Source organism: Mesorhizobium escarrei, assembly GCF_935825525.1.
GTDB classification, from domain to species: Bacteria; Pseudomonadota; Alphaproteobacteria; order Rhizobiales; family Rhizobiaceae; genus Mesorhizobium; species Mesorhizobium escarrei.
The window spans coordinates 123,564-148,186 of the sequence record NZ_CAKXZT010000131.1 but is presented as its reverse complement, the minus strand read 5'-3'; the positions used below and the strand labels follow the sequence as shown (position 1 = coordinate 148,186).

At 57.6% G+C, this 24,623-nt stretch carries 21 protein-coding genes and 4 pseudogenes; 16 read left to right on the top strand and 9 right to left on the bottom strand.

Features of this window, described 5'->3' with window-relative positions:
- Nucleotides 1-112 precede the first annotated feature (112 nt).
- Nucleotides 113-816, top strand: a pseudogene (locus tag NMG80_RS18480) (IS6 family transposase).
- A gap of 53 nt (nt 817-869) precedes the next feature.
- Here the strand turns inward: NMG80_RS18480 and NMG80_RS18475 are convergent.
- Nucleotides 870-1,025: pseudogene (locus tag NMG80_RS18475) on the bottom strand (transposase); the annotation flags it as partial.
- Between the two features lie 219 nt (nt 1,026-1,244).
- On the opposite strand from NMG80_RS18475, the gene NMG80_RS18470 reads away from it, so the two are divergent.
- The 5 genes from NMG80_RS18470 (at nt 1,245) to NMG80_RS18450 (ending at nt 5,717) form a co-directional block, all read left to right on the top strand.
- Nucleotides 1,245-2,312: a TIR domain-containing protein gene (locus NMG80_RS18470; RefSeq protein ID WP_254019416.1), complete on the top strand. Its 1,068-nt coding sequence runs from the start codon at nt 1,245-1,247 to the stop codon at nt 2,310-2,312.
- A gap of 93 nt (nt 2,313-2,405) precedes the next feature.
- The gene (locus NMG80_RS18465; RefSeq protein ID WP_301943371.1) at nt 2,406-3,113 is read left to right on the top strand and encodes an IS6 family transposase; all 708 of its coding nucleotides are present in this window, start codon (nt 2,406-2,408) and stop codon (nt 3,111-3,113) included.
- A 59-nt stretch (nt 3,114-3,172) separates the two neighbouring features.
- Nucleotides 3,173-3,547 carry a DUF3489 domain-containing protein gene (locus NMG80_RS18460; protein ID WP_254019415.1) on the top strand — a complete coding sequence of 125 codons (375 nt, stop codon included), beginning with the start codon at nt 3,173-3,175 and terminating at the stop codon, nt 3,545-3,547.
- A gap of 5 nt (nt 3,548-3,552) precedes the next feature.
- Complete coding sequence (locus NMG80_RS18455; protein ID WP_254019414.1) at nt 3,553-4,026, top strand: DUF2924 domain-containing protein; 474 nt, start codon at nt 3,553-3,555, stop codon at nt 4,024-4,026.
- On the top strand, nt 4,023-5,717 hold the full coding sequence (locus NMG80_RS18450) for a recombinase family protein (RefSeq protein ID WP_254019413.1): 1,695 nt from the start codon (nt 4,023-4,025) through the stop codon (nt 5,715-5,717). Before NMG80_RS18455 ends, NMG80_RS18450 begins: the two co-directional genes overlap by 4 nt.
- A 1,140-nt stretch (nt 5,718-6,857) precedes the next feature.
- Here NMG80_RS18450 and NMG80_RS18445 read toward each other — a convergent pair.
- Both NMG80_RS18445 and NMG80_RS18440 read right to left on the bottom strand, forming a co-directional pair.
- A complete protein-coding gene (locus tag NMG80_RS18445; RefSeq protein WP_254019412.1) occupies nt 6,858-7,745 on the bottom strand; it encodes an ImmA/IrrE family metallo-endopeptidase in 888 nt (295 codons plus the stop codon).
- Nucleotides 7,742-8,059, bottom strand: coding sequence for a helix-turn-helix domain-containing protein (locus NMG80_RS18440; protein WP_254019411.1), 318 nt, complete (start codon nt 8,057-8,059; stop codon nt 7,742-7,744). Before NMG80_RS18440 ends, NMG80_RS18445 begins: the two co-directional genes overlap by 4 nt.
- A gap of 130 nt (nt 8,060-8,189) precedes the next feature.
- Between NMG80_RS18440 and NMG80_RS18435 the strand changes: the two genes are divergently transcribed.
- The 10 genes from NMG80_RS18435 (at nt 8,190) to NMG80_RS18390 (ending at nt 18,346) form a co-directional block, all read left to right on the top strand.
- Nucleotides 8,190-8,429, top strand: coding sequence for a DUF2188 domain-containing protein (locus tag NMG80_RS18435; protein WP_254019410.1), 240 nt, complete (start codon nt 8,190-8,192; stop codon nt 8,427-8,429).
- Between the two features lie 23 nt (nt 8,430-8,452).
- Nucleotides 8,453-8,725 carry a multiubiquitin domain-containing protein gene (locus NMG80_RS18430; RefSeq protein WP_254019409.1) on the top strand — a complete coding sequence of 91 codons (273 nt, stop codon included), beginning with the start codon at nt 8,453-8,455 and terminating at the stop codon, nt 8,723-8,725.
- Nucleotides 8,700-9,875, top strand: coding sequence for a ThiF family adenylyltransferase (locus NMG80_RS18425; RefSeq protein WP_254019408.1), 1,176 nt, complete (start codon nt 8,700-8,702; stop codon nt 9,873-9,875). The genes NMG80_RS18430 and NMG80_RS18425 overlap by 26 nt, the downstream gene beginning before the upstream one ends.
- A complete protein-coding gene (locus NMG80_RS18420; protein WP_254019407.1) occupies nt 9,872-10,279 on the top strand; it encodes a ubiquitination-like system serine protease family protein in 408 nt (135 codons plus the stop codon). The genes NMG80_RS18425 and NMG80_RS18420 overlap by 4 nt, the downstream gene beginning before the upstream one ends.
- 152 nt (nt 10,280-10,431) lie before the next feature.
- Nucleotides 10,432-15,216, top strand: a complete 4,785-nt coding sequence (locus NMG80_RS18415; protein ID WP_254019406.1) for an NACHT domain-containing protein — start codon at nt 10,432-10,434, stop codon at nt 15,214-15,216.
- 14 nt (nt 15,217-15,230) lie between these two features.
- Nucleotides 15,231-15,560 (top strand): hypothetical protein, encoded by a 330-nt coding sequence (locus NMG80_RS18410; RefSeq protein ID WP_254019405.1) that lies wholly within the window; start codon nt 15,231-15,233, stop codon nt 15,558-15,560.
- A gap of 38 nt (nt 15,561-15,598) precedes the next feature.
- On the top strand, nt 15,599-15,994 hold the full coding sequence (gene tnpA, locus NMG80_RS18405) for an IS66-like element accessory protein TnpA (RefSeq protein ID WP_254019404.1): 396 nt from the start codon (nt 15,599-15,601) through the stop codon (nt 15,992-15,994).
- Nucleotides 15,991-16,338 (top strand): IS66 family insertion sequence element accessory protein TnpB, encoded by a 348-nt coding sequence (gene tnpB / locus NMG80_RS18400; protein ID WP_254019403.1) that lies wholly within the window; start codon nt 15,991-15,993, stop codon nt 16,336-16,338. Before tnpA ends, tnpB begins: the two co-directional genes overlap by 4 nt.
- A gap of 44 nt (nt 16,339-16,382) precedes the next feature.
- The gene (gene tnpC / locus NMG80_RS18395) at nt 16,383-18,020 is read left to right on the top strand and encodes an IS66 family transposase (protein WP_254019402.1); all 1,638 of its coding nucleotides are present in this window, start codon (nt 16,383-16,385) and stop codon (nt 18,018-18,020) included.
- A 53-nt stretch (nt 18,021-18,073) separates the two neighbouring features.
- A complete protein-coding gene (locus NMG80_RS18390) occupies nt 18,074-18,346 on the top strand; it encodes a hypothetical protein (protein WP_254019401.1) in 273 nt (90 codons plus the stop codon).
- A gap of 68 nt (nt 18,347-18,414) precedes the next feature.
- Here the strand turns inward: NMG80_RS18390 and NMG80_RS18385 are convergent, their stop codons facing one another.
- The 6 genes and pseudogenes from NMG80_RS18385 to NMG80_RS18365 all read right to left on the bottom strand — a co-directional run bounded on the left by NMG80_RS18385 (nt 18,415) and on the right by NMG80_RS18365 (nt 24,453).
- Nucleotides 18,415-18,648 carry a DUF6429 family protein gene (locus NMG80_RS18385; protein WP_254019400.1) on the bottom strand — a complete coding sequence of 78 codons (234 nt, stop codon included), beginning with the start codon at nt 18,646-18,648 and terminating at the stop codon, nt 18,415-18,417.
- Between the two features lie 393 nt (nt 18,649-19,041).
- On the bottom strand, nt 19,042-19,515 hold the full coding sequence (locus NMG80_RS18380) for a hypothetical protein (RefSeq protein ID WP_254019443.1): 474 nt from the start codon (nt 19,513-19,515) through the stop codon (nt 19,042-19,044).
- 140 nt (nt 19,516-19,655) lie between these two features.
- Nucleotides 19,656-20,033: pseudogene (locus tag NMG80_RS18375) on the bottom strand (IS66 family transposase); the annotation flags it as partial.
- A gap of 152 nt (nt 20,034-20,185) precedes the next feature.
- Nucleotides 20,186-20,302 (bottom strand): annotated as a pseudogene (locus NMG80_RS37355) (IS66-like element accessory protein TnpA); the annotation flags it as partial.
- Nucleotides 20,303-21,582: 1,280 nt separating this feature from the next.
- Complete coding sequence (locus tag NMG80_RS18370; RefSeq protein ID WP_254019399.1) at nt 21,583-22,452, bottom strand: class I SAM-dependent methyltransferase; 870 nt, start codon at nt 22,450-22,452, stop codon at nt 21,583-21,585.
- Between the two features lie 21 nt (nt 22,453-22,473).
- On the bottom strand, nt 22,474-24,453 hold the full coding sequence (locus tag NMG80_RS18365; protein WP_254019398.1) for a tetratricopeptide repeat protein: 1,980 nt from the start codon (nt 24,451-24,453) through the stop codon (nt 22,474-22,476).
- Nucleotides 24,454-24,623 lie beyond the last annotated feature (170 nt).

Here is a 24,623-nt window from a genome sequence, read left to right as displayed (position 1 = left end):
TGTTAAATCCGGTTCAGTTCTTGATGGTCTGTCATGGGTCGGAAACAGTATTATCGGCTCTGTCAGAAGAAACTCGCTTGAGGCGGGAAGGGCCTCAGCGCATCGTAGGAGGATGACCAAACCCCGCCCGTTCCGCTATTTCAAGACGTCTCCCGAGATCATCCGCCTGGCAGTTATGCTATACGTCCGGTTTCCACTTTCGTTGCGAAACGTCGAGGACCTGCTTCACGAGCGCGGCGTCGACGTCAGCCACGAGACGATCCGGTTCTGGTGGAACCGGTTTGGCCCGATGTTCGCGGCCGAGCTCCGACGCAAGCGGGCGACGCGGATGCGACTGTTTTCGCAATGGCAGTGGCATCTGGACGAAATTTTCGTGAAGATCAACGGTGAGACCCATTACCTCTGGCGCGCTGTTGACCATGAAGGCGAGGTCCTCGAAGCCTTTGTCTCAAAAAGGCGGGACCGCAAGGCTGCGCTGAAATTCCTGCGGAAGACGATGAAAAGGTTTGGCCGGCCGAGGGTGATTGTTACGGACAAACTTCGGTCCTATGGCGCCGCGCTGAAACAGCTCGGAAACGTGGAATCCCATGAGAACAGCCGCTGGCTGAACAATCGGGCTGAGAACTCACACCAGCCGTTCCGGCGACGAGAAAGAGCCATGCTTCGTTTCCGGCAGATGAAAAGTCTGCAGAAATTCGCAGCCATCCACTCGTCCGTCCATACTTCAACAAGGAACGCCATCTCTACACCCGCTGCAATTTCAAACATAACCGCGCCACCGCTCTCGCCGAGTGGCGCCAACTCGGCGCGGCCTGAAAATCCGTCCTCTCCAGGAGACTGAAATCGGTTCGCGTTAATCTGACAATGCCCTCGGGAATATCAGCCCACGGCGCACCCGTGCGGAGCCGCCAGAATATCCCGTTCAGCACCCGCCGATCGTCGACGCGAGGAACCCCGCGCGGCTTGTTTGGAAGCAACGGTTGGATGACCGACCACTCGAAGTCCGTCAGATCGAAGCGAGCCATGGCAACCTCCTGTTCGAGAAGGTTGAATCACCGATCCAGTGATTTGGGAATCCTATTTACGGGTTCATGACCTAGAGCGCTCAACACCTGGGTGCATTGCCAGAATTTGGAGGACTGTTTACGCTCACGTTTTCCCTCTGCGGCACGCGGATTATTAGTATTGTGCTGCAGTCAGTGTACTCATCTAAGAACCCTTAGGACATCCGGGGAGAAGAACCCATGCGCGTCGCGGTTCTTGGCAGCTGGAGACACGAGGACAAAGGCCTTCGCGAAACGCCCGAGGCATTTCGTACCGCGTGTCGGCGGGTCGGCTCGGAGCTGATCAAACGGGGACACAGCCTCATCGTGGGAAGTGACTCCGAGCACACCGCCGACAGCAATGCCGCTCTGGGTGCGATCGAGGCACTGAAGCTGGCGGGGACGCCCGTCGAATCCCCCCGGATCATGTTGATTCGTCCCGAGTCGTCATCCGACTGGGAGCGTCCCTTCCTTGCGCTACGGCAAGCGAATCCGGGCGTATTCGTCGAGCATCAGGTCGATTCGGCGTCCTGGGCCGTGGCGAAGCTGGTCCAAACGCAGCTGGCGGACGCCCTCATCCTGATTGGCGGGGCCGAGAAAACGGAGCAAGCCGGGCTGACTGCCGCCGTCAGCCGCAAACCCCTCGCCTGCATCGGATCCTTTGGAGGCGCCGCGGCCGAGCTGAACAAGCGCTTCGTGCTCTCGCCGACCACCTGGGGATACGAACCCTGGCAAACGGCAAAACTCCCCCAGCTCCAGGAGCCGTTCAGCGACATCGTCCTGAAAAAGGCGCTGGAGATCGCATGGATCGAGGGCGCACCCAAGCTCATGATCATTCACGGCCGCAGTCCGGATCGTGACGTCTTCAAGGAGTACCTGCTCCAGCATGTCGGCCGTGTCATCGTGCTGAAGGACGAGTTCGCGCCGACGGAGCCGATTCCTCTCAAGTTCGAACGCTTCGCCTCATCGGTGGATGGCGCCATTGCACTCCTGACGCCAGACGACATGGGCGGGCTGGCCACCGGGCCCGCAGCCACCGCGCCTCGTGCGCGCGAGAACGTCTGGGTCGAAGTCGGGTGGTTCTGGGGCCATCGCGGCCGCTCGAAGTTGTTGCTGTTGCGCAAGGGCGCGGTGACGATTCCGTCCGATCTCGGCAACGTTGAGAGCTATGAGTACCAGTCCGGCCCGGAAGATCCGGGCATAGAACCGCGCATCCAGAAATTCATCGCACGCTTGCGCTCCGCGAGCGATGCCGAGGTCTACGAGTAGGAAGCTCGACACACCATGTCGCTCACCAGTAGCAGGGGCTCTGTCAGAAGAAACTCGCTTGAGGAAGGGAGTGCGTCGGCTCATCTTAGGAGGATGACCAAACTCCGCCCGTTCCGCTATTTCAAGACGTCTCCCGAGATCATCCGCCTGGCGGTCATGCTATATGTCCGGTTTCCACTTTCGTTGCGAAACGTCGAGGACCTGCTGCACGAGCGCGGCATCGACGTCAGCCACGAGACGATCCGGTTCTGGTGGAACCGGTTTGGCCCGATGTTCGCGGCCGAGCTCCGACGCAGGCGGGCGAAGCGGATGCGTTTCTTGCCGCAATGGCAGTGGCATCTGGACGAGGTTTTCGTGAAGATCAACGGTGAGACCTTTTACCTCTGGCGCGCTGTTGACCATGAAGGCGAGGTCCTCGAAGCCTTTGTCTCAAAAAGGCGGGACCGCAAGGCTGCGCTGAAATTCCTGCGGAAAACGATGAAAAGGTTTGGCCGACCGAAGGTGATTGTTACGGACAAACTTCGGTCGTATGGCGCTGCGATGAACGAGCTCGGAAACGCGGAATCCCATGAGAACAGCCGCTGGCTGAACAATCGGGCAGAGAACTCACACCAGCCGTTCCGGCGACGAGAAAGAGCCATGCTTCGTTTCCGGCAGATGAAAAGCCTGCAGAAATTCGTAGCCATCCACTCGTCCGTCCATAACCACTTCAACAAGGAACGCCATCTCTACACCCGCTGCAATTTCAAGCATAACCGCGCCACCGCTCTCGCCGAGTGGCGCCAACTCGGCGCGGCCTGAAAAATCCGTCCTCTCCAGGAGACTGAAATCGGTTCGCGTTAATCTGACAATGCCTTCAAATGTCATCGACCCCGCATGAGCACATCTGGGACGCCCCGCCGACCACGATGAACCGGGCAAGGAAGACGAAAACGTCCAAAAAGAAAGTTGGTGACGCCGAGGGTACCGCCGAACCGACGCCAGCAAAGTCACCGAAGCCTGCGCCTCGTAATGAGACCAAGCAGAGCAAGTCGGATCTGGTGCTGAAGAAACTTCGCCTCGCGAAAGGCGCCACGATCGAGGTCATGATGGAGGTCACCGGCTGGCAGGCGCACTCGGTGCGCGGATTTATGTCGGCCATAGTCAAGAAGAAGTTTGGCCTGAACCTGGTGAGTGATGTCGGGAAGGACGGGGTTCGTCGCTATCGAATCGATGATGATGCGAAGGACGCTTGATCCTCATGCGTGCGAAGCTCGACATCGAAACAGAGGTTGCCGCCTTTGGCGACCTCTCCCGTGAGGAACTCACAGCGCAATGGGAAAAGATCTACAGGTGCGCGCCACCAAAGGGTGTCAGGCGTGAACTTCTGATCAGGGCAGCGGCCTGGCAACTTCAGGCAAAGCGTCTCGGTGGATTTTCCACCGAGACGCGTCGCATGCTCAGGTCCGCCATAGACAGGGTCGAGAAGAAGTTCGCCGACCGCGACAGGCAACCTAACGCTGCCATCGGCGACATCAAGGTCGCGAGCGCTTCAAAGCGCAGACAAGTTTTGCCGGGGGCGAGGTTGGTTCGCGACTGGAACGGCAAGACCCACATCGTCGACGTGGTCGAGAATGGCTTCGTCTTCGAGGCCAAGGTCTATCCCTCGCTGTCATCGATCGCTCGTAAGATCACCGGCGCGCATTGGTCCGGCCCTAGGTTCTTCGGCCTATGAACAGCAAATCGACGCCTCGACTGCGCTGCGCCGTCTATACCCGTAAGTCGAGCGAGGAAGGCCTCGACCAGGAATTCAACTCGCTCGATGCCCAACGCGAGGCATGCGTGGCGTTCATCGCTTCGCAAATTGGATTGGGTTGGAAGCTCACCCCAGATCGCTACGAGGACGGCGGTATCTCGGGTGGGACGATGGAGCGCCCTGCCCTGAAGCGGCTTCTTCAGGACATACGCGACAAAAAGGTGGATGTCGTGGTCGTCTACAAAATCGACCGCCTCACCCGCTCCCTGATGGACTTCTCGAAGATCGTGGAGATCTTCGATGCCAGTTCTGTGTCATTCGTCTCCGTCACGCAGCAGTTCAACACCACCACATCGATGGGCAGACTGACACTCAATGTGCTCCTGTCCTTTGCCCAGTTCGAGCGCGAGGTCACAGCTGAGCGGATCCGCGACAAGATCGCGGCATCCAAGAAGAAGGGCATGTGGATGGGCGGAGTGGTGCCGCTCGGGTACCGCGCGGAGCACCGCAAGCTAGTCATAGACGACGCCGAGGCGAAGATCGTCCGACATCTCTTCGACCGCTATCTTGTACTGAAGTCGGTGCGGGATCTTGCTGACGAAGCTGCGCGCGACGGCCTCACGACTCGAACCCGCGAACGCCAGGATGGAAAATTTGCGGTCACGATGCCATTCGGCCGCGGCAACCTCTATCACCTGCTCTCGAACCCGATCTACGTCGGCAAGATCAAGCACAAGGATCAGCTCCACAACGGCGAGCACGAGCCGATCATTGAAGGTCTGGCGTTCGATGCGGCGCAAGCGCTTTTGGCATCCCAGGCGCCACGCCGCAGGGGCACATCAAACGTCGCTCAGCAGCATCTTCTCACCGGACTGCTCTTTGACGAACACGGTAACAAGCTACGATCGGTTCATTCCAACAAGCGCGGCATTCGCTACCGCTACTACGTCTCAAAACTGTTCGTTGATCAGCGACGAAGCAACTCCGACGGTTGGCGCCTTCCCGCCCGCGCAGTTGAATCAGTGGTCGAACATCAACTGAATCGCATTCTCAGCGATTACAGCCAAATCTCTGATTTGATTCAGCGATGGGGAGATCCCAGCGAAATCCAGTATGCGGTGGGTCGCGCAACTGAGGTCCGCGGCGCCTGGACTGCAGAGACTGCTGACGTTAAGCGATCGCTGCTGCAGAAACTTGTCCGCCGCATCGTCCTTGGTCAGAAGGCGCTGACCATCGACATTGATTGCCGGTCACTGTCCGAGCATCTGCTCGACAGGGTTCTCCCATCCGACGGTGAAGCTGAAACGGTGTCGATCACGCGTCCATTCGACATCAAGCGGCGCGGCGTCGAGATGCGCATCGTTCTTAGCGACACCTCGCCCAACAGCCCTGAGCCAGACGCTGCTTTGATCGACGTGGTCCATCGCTCTCAGCTTTATCTCCATCAACTCACCGATGGGTCTGGCCGAAGCCTGACCGAGGTCGCCAGCTTGAACGCGACCACGGTATCTGAAGTTAGCAGGCTGCTCCCGCTGGCCTTTCTCTCGCCGAGGATCGTGTCCAGGATCATCGCCGGCAATCAGCCGATCGAACTCACAGCGCACAAGCTGTCGCGCCTGTCTGGCCTTCCGCTCGCCTGGGCAGATCAGGCTGCCCTCCTCGGGCTCTGATTCCGACCATCAGCCGAGCACCGCTTTTCCAAACAGTTGGCTACGGAAATGGGCCCACAGAGACGAAGACCCAAAACGAGGGCGTTTTGGGCCGCTCAGCGGCTGTCTCGGCCAAGCGTTGTCGCGACGCTGCCGCTAACCTACGGAAATATCGACGCTATTCTGAAACGATCGAAAAGGCGCCAAAACTGGCGGACTGAATGGTGGGCCCGGAGGATGTATCAAGAACTTTGATTTCATTGGCTTTTTCGCGGGCCAAAATCAGAAATCTTCCCGTATCGCTCCGTATGGTTCCGCGCCTAAGCAAGGGACGCTGCACAAGATGGGCTTCATGCAGGTCCTAGGATGTGGGCTTTGCGTGGTATGATTTCGCGGCTGTTAGCGATCAGCCGCCGCTGTCCAATTCCGTTCCGGTTCGCAGGCACTCCAGATAGGCGCGATAGGCGAAGCTACGGTCGCGCTTCCTCCCCGTGGTTTCCACGAGAATGTTGGCTTCGGCAACTGAATGCCTGCATGCCTCCTTGGCATGAGACCGGACACGCTTATAAGGCGGGTTTTCGGAAGGCGGCGTTCGAACTGACGTCAAAGGTGTGCGAGCAGCCCGTCGATCAGGACCTTATTGTCTATCCGATTGTGTACCTGTACCGGCACCACATCGAACTGGTCTTAAAGGGCGTAGTCCGAATGGCTCTGGATCTCCAAGCGAAATCAACGACGCCCGCCCAGGAAAGAAAGCTCGGCGGTCACGATCTACTTTCTCTCTGGACTATGGCGAGGCCAATGCTGGAACCCGTCTGTGAGATCGTGGGGTAAGACCCGCTGCCGTCCGAGGATCTGCATGGCGTAGATTCCTATATGAGCCAGATAGACGCGCATGATCCCCGAGGTGAAAGTTTTCGATACGCAAGAACCCGAGATGCCAAGCGCACGCTGGGCCCGGCCCTCAAGCTGATCAATATTCGGACGTTCGCAACCGGAATGGAGAAACTGGCAGACTATCTTGAAGGGCTTGAGAACTGGTTTACTCAATTGATCGACGCCCCGAAACGAGGCGCACAGCGAATGAAACGGCGACAGGTTCCCGGCCGGCCTGAACGTCAGCCACGAGCTCTTCGAGGGGCTTGGAGGTTCTGGGCGAGCCTATTGAGCCGCGAAGCGGTCGAAGGTGTCCTCCTCCACGTCTGCTTCCTCAAGCTGACGAGGCGGTGCATCGTCTAATGCCAGCAGAGAAAGCGAGAAATCGTACTGCTCGGCTAAAAATGTCATCTCATGGACAGGTTCCCTCAGCCATACGCCGGCTGCATGGTCGCGCTCGCCGCGGCCGTCGACGAGGACCTGGGAGTCGAGAGGCAACGCTGCGGCCGGAATTTCTATCGGCCCGCCGCTCGACGTTTTGAAATACGCGCCAGATTTCCACGCCGGTCCGCTCGAACGCGCCCAAAGAATATATCCATCACGAGAGACCACTAAGATGGCGCGGCGTTCGGTGTAGCTAAGCCAGCGCAGGGCCGCAGCGATCAAGGAAACCCCGTACCGTTCGGCGCAGCCCTTCAGCATCGCCAGGTCGACTTTGGCTTTCGCCGGAACCTGTCGTCGGAAATCATCGAGCGGCATCAGCAGCGTGGCGGCGAACACATTCGCTTGGTGCTCAACTTGGCCATATTCCGAGTCCCATCGGACAATTTGCTGAGGCCCGCACTCAAAACCGTTTGGATAAGCTAGGCGGTGCAGGAGATAATGGCCGAACTCGTGGGCGAGTGTGAAATTGATCCTGCCTTTGGAAGAGATCGCGTTGTTGTAGATGATCCCCCACCCGGGCCGACCCTTAGGAGCCGGATACAGCGCTCCGTCAAAGGTTGGCAGGTTGTCTCCCTTGACCATCACGATGGGATCAGACGCAAAGCGATTCCGCGAGAACTCCAGCGCCACTTGCGCCACATCGATTGGAAACCGGTCGGCGCCGAGCACCAGGTTCAGGAGATGCGTGATCTCGAAAGCCCAGCGCTCCGGGGTGAAGACTTGAGTCATTCATCACCGCCCATGAGATCGAGCATCTTACGGATTTTTTCTTTCGTGCTGGGATCCATTGTCCGGTATTTTCGGAAAAACGCGGTATCGGTGGCGTCTTCGACAGCTACTGCATCTGTGAGCAGGTAATCGGGCGTGACGTCCAGCGCCATGGCGATTTTGCTGATCTTGTCGGCGGACGGTCGCGGCGGGTCCTTGTTTTCAAGTTCCCAGATGTAGCTTTTGCTGGACTCGGCCAGTTCAGCCAAGCGGTCGAGGGTGAAGCCCTTTTGTTTACGCAGGGTACGAATTTTTTCGCCAATTGGCGTGGTCACGGGTAGCTCCTTTCCGGTTGATAAGTTCAGAGTAGCAGCACACGAGGTGCTTGACAACCGAAACGAACTGCGCCAAACATGTTCTGAGTAGGCGTACTTTAAGTTCAACAGAGACGAAAGAGATCAACATATGGCAGGCAAAAGAGACGGCGGCACACATCATGTGGTGCCTAACAAGGCCGGAGGCTGGGACGTCAAACTCGGCGGCGGCGAACGGGCGTCTGGGCACTTCGACACCAAGCGCGAGGCGGTGGACCACGGGCGCGGCGTAAGCCGCAACCAGCAGACCGAACTCAAAATCCACAATCAGGACGGCCGGATTGCCCAGAGCGACAGCCACGGCAACGATCCCAACCCGCCGCGCGGCTAGCGGCACAAACAAGGAGACCCGAAATGGAAACCCAGGAGAAGGCAAAGGTCAAGGATAAGACCGTCACGATCATCGTTGACGGCAGCCCCTACGAAGTCCCGAAAAAGGATGACATCACCTACGCGGAAGTGGTGACGCTGGCTTACCCCGACTACCCGCAGCACCCCGAGATCACTTACTCGGTGACTTACACCCGTGGCGACGGGCACAAGCCCGAAGGTATTCTAGCCCCTGGCGGCAGCGTCAAAGTCAAGGAAGGAATGGTCTTCAGTGTTAATCGAACTGGCCAGTCATAACGACGATATCCGTCGTTTGCTTGAAAAGGGCTATGCCCTGCGGATTGATACGTTGCACCTCGTGGTCCGGGACATTCCGTACCTCGACCACGAGGGCGCGCTTCAAACCGGTTCCATCGTCAGCAAGCTCGTGCCTGTTGACCAGAACCGCTACGTGCAGCACGACCATCAGGTCTTTTTCGCCGGATCGGCGCCATACGGGCTCGACGGATGTCCGGTGGCAAATTTATCCGGTGGCGAGATGACTATTCCGTTGTCGCACGACGACGTCACCGTCCAGAGGTCATTTTCCAACAAACCGCCGAACGGCTTTCCGGATTTCTTCGACAAGATCGAGCACTACGTTGCGATGATTTCCGGGCCGGCCTTCGAGCGGTACCCGCAGGCAACGCCTCTCACCTTTCGTGTTGATCCGGACATCCTGCCGGATTCCGTCTTCAAGGTGCACGACTCCCTGACCAGCCGCGCCGAGATCGCGGATCTTGCCAGCGTGTTCAAGGACGACGTCATTGCTATCATCGGACTCGGCGGTACCGGCTCCTACGTCCTGGATTTCATGGCCAAGACCCGGGTTAAGGAAATCCGCGGTTTCGATGGGGATAAATTTTACCCCCACAACGCGTTCCGGTCCCCTGGCGTCCTGGATCTCGGCGACTGGGGCAAATCCAAGGCGGCGACCGCTGAAAAGCGCTATGCCAACTTCCGGTACGGATTGTCCATGAAGCCGACCTATATCGATGCATCCTCGTCGTCTGAGCTCGAAGGGGTGACTTTCGCATTTGTTTGCGTCGACAAAGGCTCCGCTCGGGCAGCCATCTTTGACCTGTTGATAGCGCTGGCCATTCCCTTCATCGATGTGGGAATGGGCCTGAACCGCAAACAAGGCCCGCTGGCGGGCACCCTCCGAGCCACCTATTTCGGCGCCGAAAAGGCTGGCGAAGTTCGCGCCATGAATCTGGCCGAAACCGTGGATGATCCGGACAACGTCTACCGGGAAAACATCCAGATCGCCGAGCTGAATGCCCTCAACGCCAGTCTGGCCGTAATGAGGTACAAGCAGCTCCGCGGCTTTTACGTCGACGACAATTCGGCGTACCATTTACTAATGGACACAACCACTCTCCGCGTCATGTCGGAGCGCGACGCGTGAAGCATCTTGCGCTCCAGCACGTCCAATTTGTGCCAAAACAGCTCGAGCCGGGCATTCTCTATGTATCCAGAGAATTTGCGGTAGCCGCCCATCTCTGCGCATGCGGCTGCGGCAACAAGGTATCGGTGCCTCTCGGCCCGGCCGAGTGGACCCTGTTTGAGCGGGACGGCCGCGCGACACTACGCCCATCAATCGGAAACTGGCAGCTACCCTGTCGATCCCACTATCTGATAATAGACGGTCGGATTGACTGGGCACCGCGCTGGACTGACGAGCAGATTGCAGACGGTCGCCAATCCGAAGAAAGACGGCGTGAAGCGTATTATAAGGCTCTTGAACCACAGCTCGGCTTTGTCGCATGGATTTGGGCTGCCTTGCTGAAATTCCTCGGCCTGAGAAAGTAGTTTGTGAAGTGGATCGTTGCTTTGCGAGGCTCTTATTACCAGAGCAATGTTCGCGTTTAGTTATTTAACACTGATATTGCGGCTGCTATCGTCGGACTATGAGGAAATCCAAAACCACTAAAATGCGCGGTGCACAGCCAACAGGAACCGTCGTGAAAACGAAAGTGCGCCGCGGCACTGGCGGTGGGCGTGCGACAGCCGGCGGGGTCGTGTTCCAGTCAGGGGTTGGAGCCTGCGCCGCGTCGGCTCTGCTCGCCAACCGTCCAGCCTCACGCATTGCTATCGGCCTGCCGGGCTTACCGCGGAAGGTGCGCTTCGAAACGCCATCCGCAGTCGACGATCTTACCATTGAAACCGACATCGGCAGGCTTTACGTCCAGGCAAAGCGCACGATAGCCCTCTCGCCGGCAGAAGATAGCGAACTCGCTTCCGTTGCGGTTCAATTTGTCCGTCAATATCAGCAAGGCGCCGACGGAATTTCTTCCCGCCGAGCACTCAATACCGCGGAAGATCGATTGGTTCTTGCGGTAAGCGATCAGGCTGTCGGGACCATTAAGAGCAGTCTTCGTGAGGTTCTCGACCGTTGCCGAACCGGGGCGGCGACCGGTCTTCCCAATCATCTCCAAAGTGCGCATGCGATCTTCAGCGAACACATACGGAGAGCATGGCTCGAAGTCTTCGGCGAAGCGATCACCGATGCTGAGAAACAGAGTGTGCTGTCACTCTGCTGCGTCATTGTGATCGGAGATAGCCAACGCCAAGTCGCAGAAGAGGCGTTGCGCGACATCGTGGCATCTGCGGGTGACGAGACCGGGCTTTTTGATCTCTTAGTCTCCTGGGCAGCGGATGCGGCGCAGCGGGGAATAGGCGGTGATACAGCCGCCATTCGGCTCGCCTTGGCCGGTCGAGTCCGGCTTATCGAACCTCCCAATTACCGTGATGATGTTGCCCGCCTCCGGACTTACAGCGCTGAGACCCTTAAACGGCTCAAGCGGTTCGCGGCAATCGAAGCACCGGAGGGGCCGATGGTAATCACCCGGCCAATCGTCGATCTTGTTGCACGCGGTGCGGTGGAAGGTTCGCTGGCGCTTACGGGAGAACCAGGTTCTGGCAAATCTGCCATCCTGCGCGAAGCAGCTCTGCGGCTCTCGAGTAACGCCACTGTTGTCGTCCTTGCCGTCGACGCAAGTGCCATTTCCTTGGACGCACTGCGCCTTGATATCGGATTGAAGCATCAGCTCATTGACGTTCTGTCACAGATGCCAACCGAAAAGGGCGCCTATCTTCTGCTCGATGCTCTTGATGCGGTGCGCGGCGGTGCTGCGGAAGCCACTTACAAGAAGCTCGTTGAACTAGTCGGAAATCTGGATGGATGGCATGTTGTCGCTTCCGTCCGGACATTTGACCTTCGGCTTGGGCGCGACTGGAAACGCCTTTTTGCGGGCACCCCTCCCGAGGCGGCGCATGCGGACCAAAACTTCCCGGCCGTCCGCCATATCCATGTTCCAACGCTCGGCGCAGAAGAAAAGGCGGATATTGCAGCGAAGTCACCGATGCTGTCTGCCGCGATCGTAGCCGGGGGCAGCAAGATGGAGGCCCTCGCCACCAACCCTTTCAATTTGGCGCTGGTTGGCGACCTGCTGCGCAGCGGCGTTTCCGCGTCATCGCTCGCGCATGTCGCGACGCGCGGCGAATTGCTCTCTCGCTATTGGGATGAGCGTATAAGCCACCTGGGGACTCCCGCCACGGTAAGCCTGCGCAGCGTTCTTATGTTGATGATCTCCGGACGCTCGGTGGATATCCCCGAAACGAGCGTACCCGCCGCGACTGCTTCGACGGTTGATGAGTTGCAACGCGCGGGAGTGCTTGTGACGGAATCGACGCGCCGCATCGGGTTCCGCCACCATGTGTTGTTTGATTACGCTGTCGCGCGACTGACCTTGCTCCCGGACCGCAACGAAGCGCTACCTCACCTCTCCAGGGCGACCGGCGCAGGCCTCCTGATTTCTCCATCCCTGGGATATTGGCTTGAAGATCTAAAGAAGGACGTTCCGGCATCGGACTATTGGTGCTTCATTGTCGCCCTCGTCAGCAATGAGGACATCGATCCGATCGTGCGGGTCGAAGTGGCGCGCATTGCCGTCGAGTCGGTTCAAGAGACTGAAGACGTCGCCCCTCTTGTTGGCGCTCTTACAACCACCGATCCGCGCAAGGAGCGTGCATTTCAATACTTGGTAGGCTATGTGCTAGCGAAGGGATACCAGAAGCATCCAATCATGGTCCGTCCTTGGGCCGCGCTCGTGGCGCAAATGACCGCGCCAAACATGGCGCAGATTGGCAGCATGCGGGGCCTCATAGGCACGCTTTTGGAAAACGATCCCGATCCCGAGTCGTTTAGGCAGCTGGGCACGGCGTCCCGCAAACTGTTTGACATCATGTCAGCCGACGAGAGTCGGATCCCTTGGCTTACACGTCACGCCATACCCTTTGTCGCCAAGACCTTCGCGACCGATCCATTAGCCTCGGCCCAACGCCTCAACCAGATTTTTGACCCCGACCGTTTTGCCAAGTTCGGTCACATTGAAGTGCCTGCACTGGCCGACAAGGTCATCGATCTCGCGCCAGATGATGACGAGTTAGTGCTCGGCTTGTTCAGATGCGTGTTTCGTGGCGGTGAATTTAGCCGCGATCAGACCACGTCCATGTCGGGTAGCTGGATCCTGTCGCTGACGTCAAACGCGGCTCAGGACTTTGCCATGGCAAGCTACAGCCTCGCCACGGCTTTCCCCCAACTTCTCCAAGAATTCCCACGCGTTGCATTGCGCGCGCTAGCGACTGCCTTTCACGCACAGCGCGAAAAAGAACATGCGGGGTCCGATAAACCGGTGGTCGAGACGATCCGGATTGCTGGGGAGGAACGATCTTTCGAAGAAGACCATAGTCAGGCCTGGGCTTGGGACATCGACGAGAAGGACCACGATGATTTCGCCAAGCTCTATCGCACCGCAATGGCGTGGGTTGACGGCGTGACTGATAATGAGCTCCTGCGCGCAGTCCCTAGCATGATTTTGCGTGAAACTAGCATTGCGCTCGCTTGGCGTACAGTATTCGACCTCGCAAGTCGTCAGCCCGTAACTCTTGGCGCCTCAATATGGCCAACTCAGGGCGACAAGCGCCTGCTTTACTCGCTTGATACGCGTCGCAGCGCCATTGCCGCAATCGCTGCAACCTACCCATATCTTTCCGGTGGCGACCGTGAGCGAGCAGAGGCCGAATGGCTTGCACTCGATTTCCCAAAATTGTCGCGCCCCGACGAACGGCGGAAGGAAATCTTGGGCACGCTGTTTGCGACAATTGGTGAGAACAGGCTCGCAACGGAAGCCGCTCGATCGTACCTCCGCGATGTCAGGAAGGACGGTAGCGCCTACGAGAACCGCAAACCTTTTGCCATAACCACACGGTGGGGCTCGGATGACGACGACAGTTGGCTTGCTCGTCAGGGTGTGAATACCAAAGCACCAGAAACCGCGAATCTTCTTGTTTTGGCCTCGGTCTTGCGCGCTGCGCGCGATGCCTACAAGCAAGAGGAAAGCGATGCAAAAGGTGCGGCGCTGTGTTCAGCCGCCCAGGCGCTTGACGAGGCTATATCGGCGCAACAATCGCTTGCGCCGCCTGTTGAGCAAGACGTCCTTGACGCGCTGGCCGAAGGTTTTGGAAGGTGCCTTGCCGCTGACCTGATTCCCGGCGAGCATCGTAGCGCTGCGCTCGCTCGATTGCTCATAATCTCCGAGCACGCCCACCCGAAGGTCACTGCCGACACGGAAGAGAAATTTGCACGCTTTCAGTCCTGGGGCTCACCTTCACCGCGTGTTGAGGCTGCGCAAGCTCTGGCGCTATTGATTGGAAAGGCTGAGTTTTGGCCCGAGATCAAGGATCGTTTCGAGGCCATGCTGCTCCAAGATAGTCATCCAGCCGTGCGATTCCAGCTTGTTTATGCTCTTCCCTGTTTATCTCGCGTGGATCGCGATGAGATGTGGCGATTGGCAAAAGAAGTAACGGCGCAGGAACTGAACCCGGCGATCCTCCGTTTGCTCACCGCTCGGCTTCCTGGGAACACACCCGATGACGCCAACCAACTCGAACCGCTGGCTCTTGATCTGTCGCACCGCTTAACCATCAAGGAGCACGGCGAGGATCCCATAGTTGGCCTGATCACGTTCTTTGCTATTAATCACGCGCGCCCAGCTTCGGTCACAGAACTGAACACTTGGCTCAGCGATGTCATCGCCAATGAGGCCCGGCTGCAGCGTGTGCTTTTTGATATTCGGGACGATCTGCTTTTAGGTCTCAACACGATCGATCCGCGTTTCGACGCCATCCGGCGTCGAGCCAACGAGTTCATTGAACGCCTCATCACCACGCTCGAACCGGCGGTGCGGTCATGGCCTCTATCGGGAAAGGAGCCCACGCCGCTGGAGCTATCAGCGCTTAAGCTTTTTAACGAGATTGCCGATCAGATCTACTATGCGGTTGGCCATGACGTCCTCTCACCCGTGTTGGAGGAGCGATCCGCCCAGGTTATGTTTCTGGCCGAGTATGCACCACTGATTTCCAAGCTTACGACGCTGGGCACACCGCGCGCGGTGCATCACCTGCTTGATGTCTTGAGCAAGCTTATGCCCGTGGCACCCGATCAATGTTTCGATCTTATGGCAGAAGCCATGCTGCGAACCACGGGCGTGGCGCGATATGAACACGAAAGCATGGGCGCGGATCTGTTCGTGCAACTGGTTGGTCGCTTTCTTGCCGATTACCGAGCCATCTTTGACGATCAAGCCCGGCGCAACAAGCTGATCGATTGTATCGCGGTATTTGTTGAGGCCGGTTGGCCTGAAGCGCGTCGCCTATTTCAGAGCCTTCCAGAGCTACTGCAATAGTGAGAAAATATGTCTTGGGCGTGTTTGAGCGCATGCCTGGCTTGAAAGAACTCAACGATATTCTAGCGAAATATCAAAGGTCGCCTCTACCGGTTGTTGGCGACACGCTCCCCGATCTGGAAAAATTTGCAAAGCGGTTCTTCGCCGACTGTGCGGAAATCTACGACATTGTTACCCGTGTAAAGGATTCCGGGCGGAACCCCTCAGGGTTCTCGCTGGTCGACGCTCCCATCCTAGGCTTGCTGGTCAAGATCAGTAAACTCATGCGGGAAATTGTTAAGTACTACGACAGCGGGGATGCCAAGTATCCCCACGGTGACGGCCGCCTTGCTGAGGTAGGCTGAAGGCTGCAAGTCCTAGTGCAAGCACTAGGAGTAGCCCTGTGACGAAGCATCAGATCGAAGTGATCACGTCGGTCGAGCGGCGCCGGCGCTGGTCTCGGGAGGAGAAGGAGCGGCTGGTCGCCGCGACGTTTGAGCCTGGGGCCAGTGTTTCCGAGATCGCGCGATCGGCTGGCATTCATGTGAGCCAGCTTTTCCGGTGGCGCAAGGAGCTCTGCCAGATCTCCGCGCCGACCGTGCCACAGCTCGTTGCGGTGGAAGTCGTCGAGGCGCGGCCGGCGCCGCAACCGCCTGCGCAGCAACCACCGATATCGCGATCGCGCAAGAAGAGCAGCACGGTGACCATCGAGCTTGGCGGCGCCCGTCGCCTGCGGGTCGAGAGTGATATCGATAGCGAGGCGCTCGGCCGGATCCTGGATGTACTGGAGCGGCGATGATCTCGATCCCGAGCGGTGTGAAGGTGTGGCTCGCCACCGGTTATACGGACATGCGCAAGGGCTTCCCCGGCCTCGCATTGATGGTGCAGGAGACCTTGAAGCGCGATCCGCACAGCGGCCACTTGTTCTGTTTCCGCGGGCGTCAGGGAGGGCTGATCAAGGTGATCTGGCATGACGGCCAGGGTGCCTGCCTGTTTACGAAGAAACTCGAGCGCGGCCGGTTCATCTGGCCATCGGCGGCCGACGGAACGTTGGTGATCACGCCCGCTCAGCTCGGCTATCTGCTCGAAGGCATCGACTGGCGGATGCCGCAAAAAACCTGGCGTCCGAGCTCGGCGGGATGAGCAAAATCGTTGGCATGGAGGAGCGAATATGATTCCATCGCGCCATGACCGATGCGGCCGATCAGCTTCCTGATGATCTTGCCAGTGCGCACGCGATGATCCTCGCGGAGCGTGCAGCCCGCCGGGAGGCACAAGCACTCGCCGCCCGCGCGCAAGCGGTGAACTCGCACTCGGATGCGCTGATCGCGCGGCTCCGACTGGAGATCGAGAAGCTGAAGCGCGAGATCCATGGCAGCCGCTCGGAGCGCAAGGCGCGGCTTCTCGAACAGATGGAGTTGCAGCTTGAGGAGTTGGAGGCCGACGCCAGCCAGGACGAACTGGCAGCGGAACTGGCCGCGCGGTCATCGACAGTCCGAGCTTTCGAGCGCAAGCGTCCGTCGCGCAAGCCTTTCCCCGAACATCTGCCGCGTGAGCGTGTCGTCATCGCCGCGCCCCGGAACTGCCCGTGCTGCGGTTCAGCCAAGCTGGCCAAGCTTGGCGAGGACGTTACCGAGACGCTGGAGGTGATCCCGCGCCAGTGGAAGGTGATCCAGACGGTGCGTGAGAAGTTCACCTGCCGCGAGTGCGAGAAGATTACGCAGCCGCCGGCGCCCTTCCACGTGACCCCGCGCGGCTTTGCCGGGCCGAACCTTTTGGCGATGATCCTGTTCGAGAAGTTCGCCCAGCACCAGCCGCTGAACCGGCAAAGCGAGCGCTATGCCCGCGAGGGCATCGACCTCAGCCTATCCACACTGGCCGATCAGGTCGGAGCCTGTACCGCGGCGCTGAAGCCGGTGCATGCGCTGATCGAGACGCAAGTGCTTGCCGCCGAGCGACTTCATGGCGACGACACCACCGTGCCGATTCTGGCGAAGGGCAAGACCGATACGGGCCGCATCTGGACCTATGTCAGGGATGACCGGCCGTTCGGCGGGCAATCGCCGCCGGCGGCACTCTACTATGCTTCGCGCGATCGGCGGCAGGAACATCCCGAGCGCCATCTTAAGACCTTTAGCGGCATTCTGCAGGCGGACGCCTATAGCGGCTACAATCCGCTCTTCAAGGCAGATCGTGGCCCCGGTCCGCTGACCCAGGCGCTGTGCTGGGCGCATGCACGTCGTAAGTTCTTCGTGCTCGCCGACATCGCCACCAACGCCAGGCGCGGCAAGGATACCGCGCCGATCTCGCCGATCGCGCTCGAGGCGGTCAAACGCATGGACGCGCTGTTCGATATCGAGCGCGACATCAACGGTCTTGCCGCCGACGAACGCCTGCAACGACGCCAGCAGGAAAGCCGGCCGATCGCAGAGGCGCTTGAGGAATGGATGCGGAGCGAGCGGGCAAAATTGTCCCGGAGTTCTCCGGTTGCTGAGCCAATCGACTATGTGCTGAAGCGTTGGGACGGCTTCACGTCCTTCCTCGGCGACGGCCGGATCTGCCTGACCAACAACGCCGCCGAACGGGCGCTGCGTGGTTTTGCCCTCGGCAGGAAAGCTTGGCTGTTTGCAGGCTCCGATCGAGGCGCCGATCGGGCAGCCTTCATGGCGACGCTGATCACCACCGCCAAGCTCAACGACGTCGATCCGCAGGCTTGGCTGGCCGATGTCCTCGCCCGCATCGCCGACACGCCGATCACACGGCTCGAGGACTTGCTTCCCTGGAATTGGAGCCCTTTGACGATCGCAGCAGCTAAAGCTGCCTGATCTGGGCCTTCATTATTGGGCTCACATGCAAACCGGATCGTTGAGGCCGTCAGATGGGATATCGCAACTCCGCTCTTTACACTCTCAAATACGTGGCCGAGATGCTCGAAGAGGACGAAGACTTTTTGCGCGATTGCTCGATCGAGATGTTCTCGGAAGACGGTTGCCTGAGCGCCTACAACGGCTATCCCGTAACCGAATTAAGCGAAACTATCGTCGTCTTCACCGAAGACGGCATCGACAACCTTCGGCAAATCGCCGACGAGCGCAGGGCTACGGGTGACGCTCCGCCCAAACCTGCCGCAGGAAATCTCCTAAGACCATAGCCACCGCGGCCCTGGCCCTATGGGCACTGCGCGACTCTTGGCGTGGAATTGGAACGCCCGCCCAGCGCTCATGGCGTCGGCCGCGTGAACAGGGTTCGGAACAGCTCCTCTGCACGCCGCAGGCCTTCATCTGTCAGAACCACTGACTTCGCCTTGTTTGCTGGATTCGCGATCAGCCCCTTCTGGTGCAAGCGATCCAGAGCGTCCCAATCCAACCCCTTCCAAGCGCGCCTCTCTTCATGCAGCGTCAGCCAAAGCAGGCCCAGAACGGCATCGTCGATCTTGTCGGTGTCGATCTCCATGCAAGCAGTCTAACACGCAAAAGCGCCTCTGCCGCGGCCCACACCGGATGGTTACGATGCCAACGTCATTGCTTATCTGGAGCGGCATGCGATAGAGGCGGCTGTCGTTGCCCGGTACTTGCTCTCTGCAACTCCGGACACAATTGAAAACTATCGAAAATGTTCGTTCAAGGACCGCCTCGCAGCCTTCGAAGCCGAGGCGGAGGGCTTCTATGCAAACAAGGCCGGGAAGCGTAGCCTCCTGACGGGCTGTCGCTAGGATTGCCAGCCGCTGCGGACACCGTCTCAGGCTACATACAAGGCCTGCTCAATGTTATGGAGTTCAAGCAAACCGCCTATGCGCTCCATCGCATACCTGTTGCATCTATGTTGGCTCATCACCGCACCCCCCGGTCAGTTCCAACGCTTAGGCGGAGAAACAAAAGCCTTGACGTTCTCAAGAACCAAAACCGGGAGGCTCAGCAGACCGTCTGACGGAATTGGCAAAACGTCACCCTTCGCCGAGCCGATGGCAGCAGCTACCTCTTGGTGAGTGTTTGCCACCAACTGCCTCTTCCCTCCGATGACAAACGCGGATTTTACGCCGTCCCCCGCCTCTGTGGCCAGAAGTCTGTACGGTCCCGAGGCTTTTGCCCCATTGAACCAAACGGGCTTCCCTGTTTTGTATTGTAGCTGCCTCAACGTTGGCAGTTCACCCTGGACCTTGCCAGCGACGTAGTCTGGCTCGTCGATGACAACCATTGGCTCAACCCAATCAATGAGAGTTTTGGCGCCGGGCGCGTCGTACTCGTTGGTGCCTCGGATTCGAAGGACAGTTTTACCGTCGAGCTGTGCCTTCTGCCCGATGAGCAATGTCAATTCAATCATTGGTCTTCCTCCCGCGCTACTCGACACAGACCATCAAGAGCGGAAAGAAGCAAGATACTTGAATCCTACGGCCTGGTAGGTGGGATGCTGGACGCGGGCCAGGCAGAAAAATGATCCGCCCGAGCAAATAGTAGCAAAACCTGTGATCGCCGAAACGCGGCATAGAGATCGCCATAACCGCCAAAGGCATCGGCCTGCAGAATGTCGCTCCAGCCGGCGAGATGCGGCGCGGGATGTTCGCCTCGGCGATCGCGGGAATAGTAGAACACTGCCGCCGGCGGATCGGCGCCGCCGAACGGTCGGTCATCTCGCACATAGGTCCATAATCGACCGGTATCGGTCTTGCCCTTCGCCAGGACCGGCACCGTCGTGTCGTCGCCGTGCAGACGTGAAGCGGCCAGCACATGGGCTTCAAGTCGCTTGAACAGCAGCATCAGCGCCGCGGCGCCGGCGCCGACCTAGTCGGCAAGCGTCGACAGGCTGAACGGCACGCCTTCGCGGCCATAGCGTTCAGCCTGAGGGCCGCACCTTGCCGGCGACCTCCAGCTCGATCCCGCTGGTGGCGCCGCCGGCACCGAACGGCCACAGGCTCATCGGGAACCACGACAACGTCGGTAAAGCCCGTCTCGCGGGCTCTCACCGTGCGGCGCCACTTGTAGATCAGGCTATTCGCGACATCGTACTGACGCGCTACCACCGCCACTGTGGCCCCGGGCGCGAATGGCGCGGCCAGTATCCGGCACTGATCCTCTTCACTCCAACGATGCCGCCGCTCATGCCCGTCCATAACGTCACATGGCTCATGCTGCGCTGATAACTACGCTCCTAGGACGACCTTAAGCGCGCAGCCTCGCTACCGTGCCATGCTCGCGCAAGGCGACCCTCACCGAAGGCGTACGACAAACCCGGGGGGCACGTCAGCAGCTGCCTACAAGATTGGCCCACTTTCCCTGATCGATATCGTGGTCACTGACGACAATGCCAAGAGCCGTACCCTGCTTGGAAAGACCGAAGCCGCGGGTCTTATACGGCTAGTGGTGACTCTCCATTCCGACGGTCACTCGGGTTGGTGCGCTGAGTGTTAGAGAATTCGCTTTCTTAGACCAAGTGCGTCCGTGCTCGGCTCTCCGCGAGATGTATCTCCGCTGAATTCGCCGCCCGCAGCAGCATGCCGAACAGGTCGCGCGGCTCGTCAGGATGGACTCCCCACCGGTCGATGATCGCTACGGCTCCGTCAGCGGATTTGGATGGACGAACGCAGTGTTCCTCGATTTTCAGCGACGCCTTGGGGATCGCTAAGGAGGACCTGCGCGCCGAGACCCCAACCGGCAATTTCTTCGGCAGGAGGCGAGGCCCTCCCCTCCCCGCAGTCGGATGAGGCATAGTTTATGTGCGGATCCCTTATCGAGATCACCGTGGCTTAATCCCCGCACTAGTGGGATGCGTTTGTCTCTGCTGCTCCAGACCGTCGGTTTTTGCCGGTGCAACATAGAATGGGCGTCGCCGACATTGAGTTGTGACGTTCTCTTCCAACGGACCGGTGACGAGAACGTCAAGGTCCGTGCCGTTCTAACGGGACACAGATAGTGAAGCGAGAGGCTGTCGCTTTTACGCTGCAGCCGCCTACCCCTACTCCATACTCCCACTCGATCATTTCAACCCCTGATAACCCACTGATTTTGAGAGGCAATTATTTTCGTTCAACACACGAACACACCGTGAAAACTTTGGGCTTTTGATTTCATTAGCAAATTTTCGCTGCTCGCGAATCCTTGCTTCGGGGACTATCGATGGGACGAGTGGATCTATTCTTTCGCAGCTTGGCATTAATCCCCTTTGAGGCAGTGCAAAAAATACCGTCAATGTCTCGAAAGTGCTTGAGCGAAGGGGCGCAACAAGGAGCATCGCCGCACGCCAGTGCTTCTGGCGTATCGGCATCCGCGAGCGCGGCATCGGAGGGCGCGGTCTCCGCCAGCTTCTCCGCATGGCTTTCGATGCGACTGCGCGCTCCGCAGTCGCCAGTGAGCCTTGCGATCTCGTCGAAGAACGTTCATCACTCGATCTTGGCTACCCTTTACGAGCCTTGCAAAACAGCAGCGCGGCGCGCCTTCGTACATTCCTTCGGTTCCATTCCGCGTGCAATTCAGCCTCAAACATTTTCCAGGCATTCAAATCCATGACATCCTGCGCTGCCTCGAAAAGACTCGGCGTAAACGGATTTGCACGTACATACAAAAGTTCATTCCACCCAGGGCGCCCAACAAGAGAACGGTACTCCGCAAAGCATACGATATCTTGAAATCCTGCATCCTCCAGCCACTGCACAATGTCCTCGGGGGCTATTTCGCACATTAAATTCGCCGATTTGCGTTGTGATGAGCAGAGTATTTCATATATTCTTTTGATTTCGGATTGCCAGCGCGGCAACTCATAGTCTGATAGAATGCTCGTACTCGGCGACATCCGAAATTTATTAATAGGCTCACAAAAGCATAAGTGCCCGCCATTTTTTAGGATATAATAAAAGCTGGCCAACAGTCGTGACTTATCTTCAACATACATGATCGCCGCTCTCGACAGTATGCACTCCACAGAAATGTTTCCAAACGGGTAGGTATCTCTACAATCTGTATGGAGGTATCTACAACGGCTCTCAATATTCATGCGCCTCGCGTTTTCTCTACACAGATCAAGGGCAGATTCAGACTGGTCAGCAAAGTAAATTCGGCTGTGAGGCGGCGTCTCCAGCGCCGCCTGGAGACCAATGAGCCCATCTCCACATCCGAAATCGAGTAAGCTATCGATCTCTCTGAGCGGGGCAATTGCAAGAAGGCGGTCCCTAACATCAAAGACGATTTGCAGTGCATCATCACGGTCCGTGGTGCGACCGAAACGAGAATATTGAAACCAGTTTGACCATTCGTCCGGTCCGGTCATTATTGCGATCCTGGAATAGGCCTAGTTTTCTGCGTCCGCGCCGTTCGGACTTTCACCACCTCGTCGTACGCACTCCAAGGCGTCTTGCGCCCAAGACGCAAGGTGATGCCGTCCACTTTGTTTTCCAACTCGCACCAATGAAACAAGTGATTCGACAGCATATGGATAGTATCGTACTGAGCGCATATATCTCGTCGAGGCCTCGTTCCATTGTCCAGTACGTTCTAGAACGCTGGCTGATTTAAATAGCGCAATCATCCGATAGGGCGGCCCCAAAAGCGCCGCCGTGTCATATGCCGCCACAGCGCTTTCAAGATCGCCGCACCTCTCGCGATACTCACCCAACTGAGTCCACAGGCGTGCGTCTTTAGGATCTGCTTCAACCACCGCCTTCTCAATTACGAATCTAGCCCCCCATGTGTCGCCAACGTGAAGTAAGCTACGCGCGTAAGTTTCCATAGCCGCGTACATATTATCCTTCTTGAGTATCAATTGCTTGGGTGTCGCCGGCGACAAGGACCGAGCTAGGAATAGGCTTTCCTCGCTCTCCTTCAAAAGTCGAGAGGCCTCGCCCGCAAAAAATGGTTCAAAGCTGGCAAATCTCCAAAATCTGCTAGACATTAGATCACGCTCAAATCGTGAATAATGTTCAACGGACCGTTCTAGATTTTGGAGTACTTTGCCTCCTCGCCTGCGCCATACAGCAATTCGGACGAAATCGCGTTTTCGTCTCGCTGCGTGTACACCACCCAAGATACAAATAGAGAGCAAGGTTCGTATATTACTCCCTTCGGTTCGTCTTTGTTTCCAGAGCACCTCGCATAGAACATCAAAATCTGTATCCGGCTCGCAAAGATGTCTAACAAACAACATCGTATACTGCAGGTACATATCCATGGCAGCGTTTGCTTGAACGCGTCGACCTCGCATCAGTCCCGCAGCTTCTTCAAAGAATCCTAAGTACGATAACAGTCTAAGTATGTAGGCTTGCCTAAGACTACCCATCTCGTCGTACCATCGTATCCATTCACGAAGTTGAATAAATCTACTTGACCCTACCAGATCGTCTATCTTGCTTCCCCATATCTCGTTGGAAGGAAAATACTTGAATCCTGGCATGCTCGCAAAGAGGAGTTGCTCTCGAAATCCCTCATGAAAACAATGCTGCGGAAACAGGGCCTCTGGTTCAGGAGAGAGAACATCTCTAGCAGCCTGGAAACAATATATAGGTGCATAAGCAAACGTTGGAAGCGACGTGCTCGTGTGGTCGAAGCGGAGTGTCCAGTACATCGGAAAACGGCGATATGTCTCGCTCCTCCTGACGTAGCCCTTTGTTCCTTGGATTACCTTCTGGGGCGACTTTGACCATGCCGTGAGGACATACTGCAGTTCAATAGGAGGTTTTGGCCGCGGGCCATTTTTTATGTTTCGAACTCGGTGATGCGGGAGTGGGTAGCCAGTTACATTGCTTGCGTCGGCATCTCTATTGAGGAGCGTCCGAGCTGACGTGTCTTTTCGCATGCGCGCAAGCCTGCCTAAGGCAAATGTGCGTTCAATAATTCCGAACTCTGCTGCTCGGCCGTACTGCCATTCGGCTTCGTGAATATTGTTGAGCCGCTCCGACAACTGTCCGCCAATAACCGCCAACTGAGGACAGAACGGATCAATTTCGGCTGCACGCCGAACATATTCGGCGGCTTGCGAAAAACGCTCCTTGGCCCATTCGTGAATAGCGCGTGCACGTAAAAGACGAAGACAGGTTTCCTTAAGCAATAGATCGCGATGCTTATTCGAATTGAGTCGATCGTTAGTATCGAACTGTACTTGCGTATCTAGACACTCGAGAAGATCATCGAACTCCCGGTACAATTCTCTGGAGTCCTCCAGTCCGTTCGCCCACCTGATTTTCTCCTGCAGCACACGCCCTCGGAATATTTGCAAATCAGTTTTGGGCATTCCTTGCAGTTCAAATAGCTCAAGGTACTTTTCGAGCCTTTTCAAGATTCCGCAAGAACTCTTCCGATGAAATGAGTGAGCCATACTCCTCAATTGGTCGACGTAGAAGCCCAATAAACTATCCACGTGGCTCGCGTGGTTCGCAATTCTTGCAAGTTCGTCAACTGCGCTATCATTAGGATTTATTAGAAATCGGCTGAGTAAGTTTAAATACT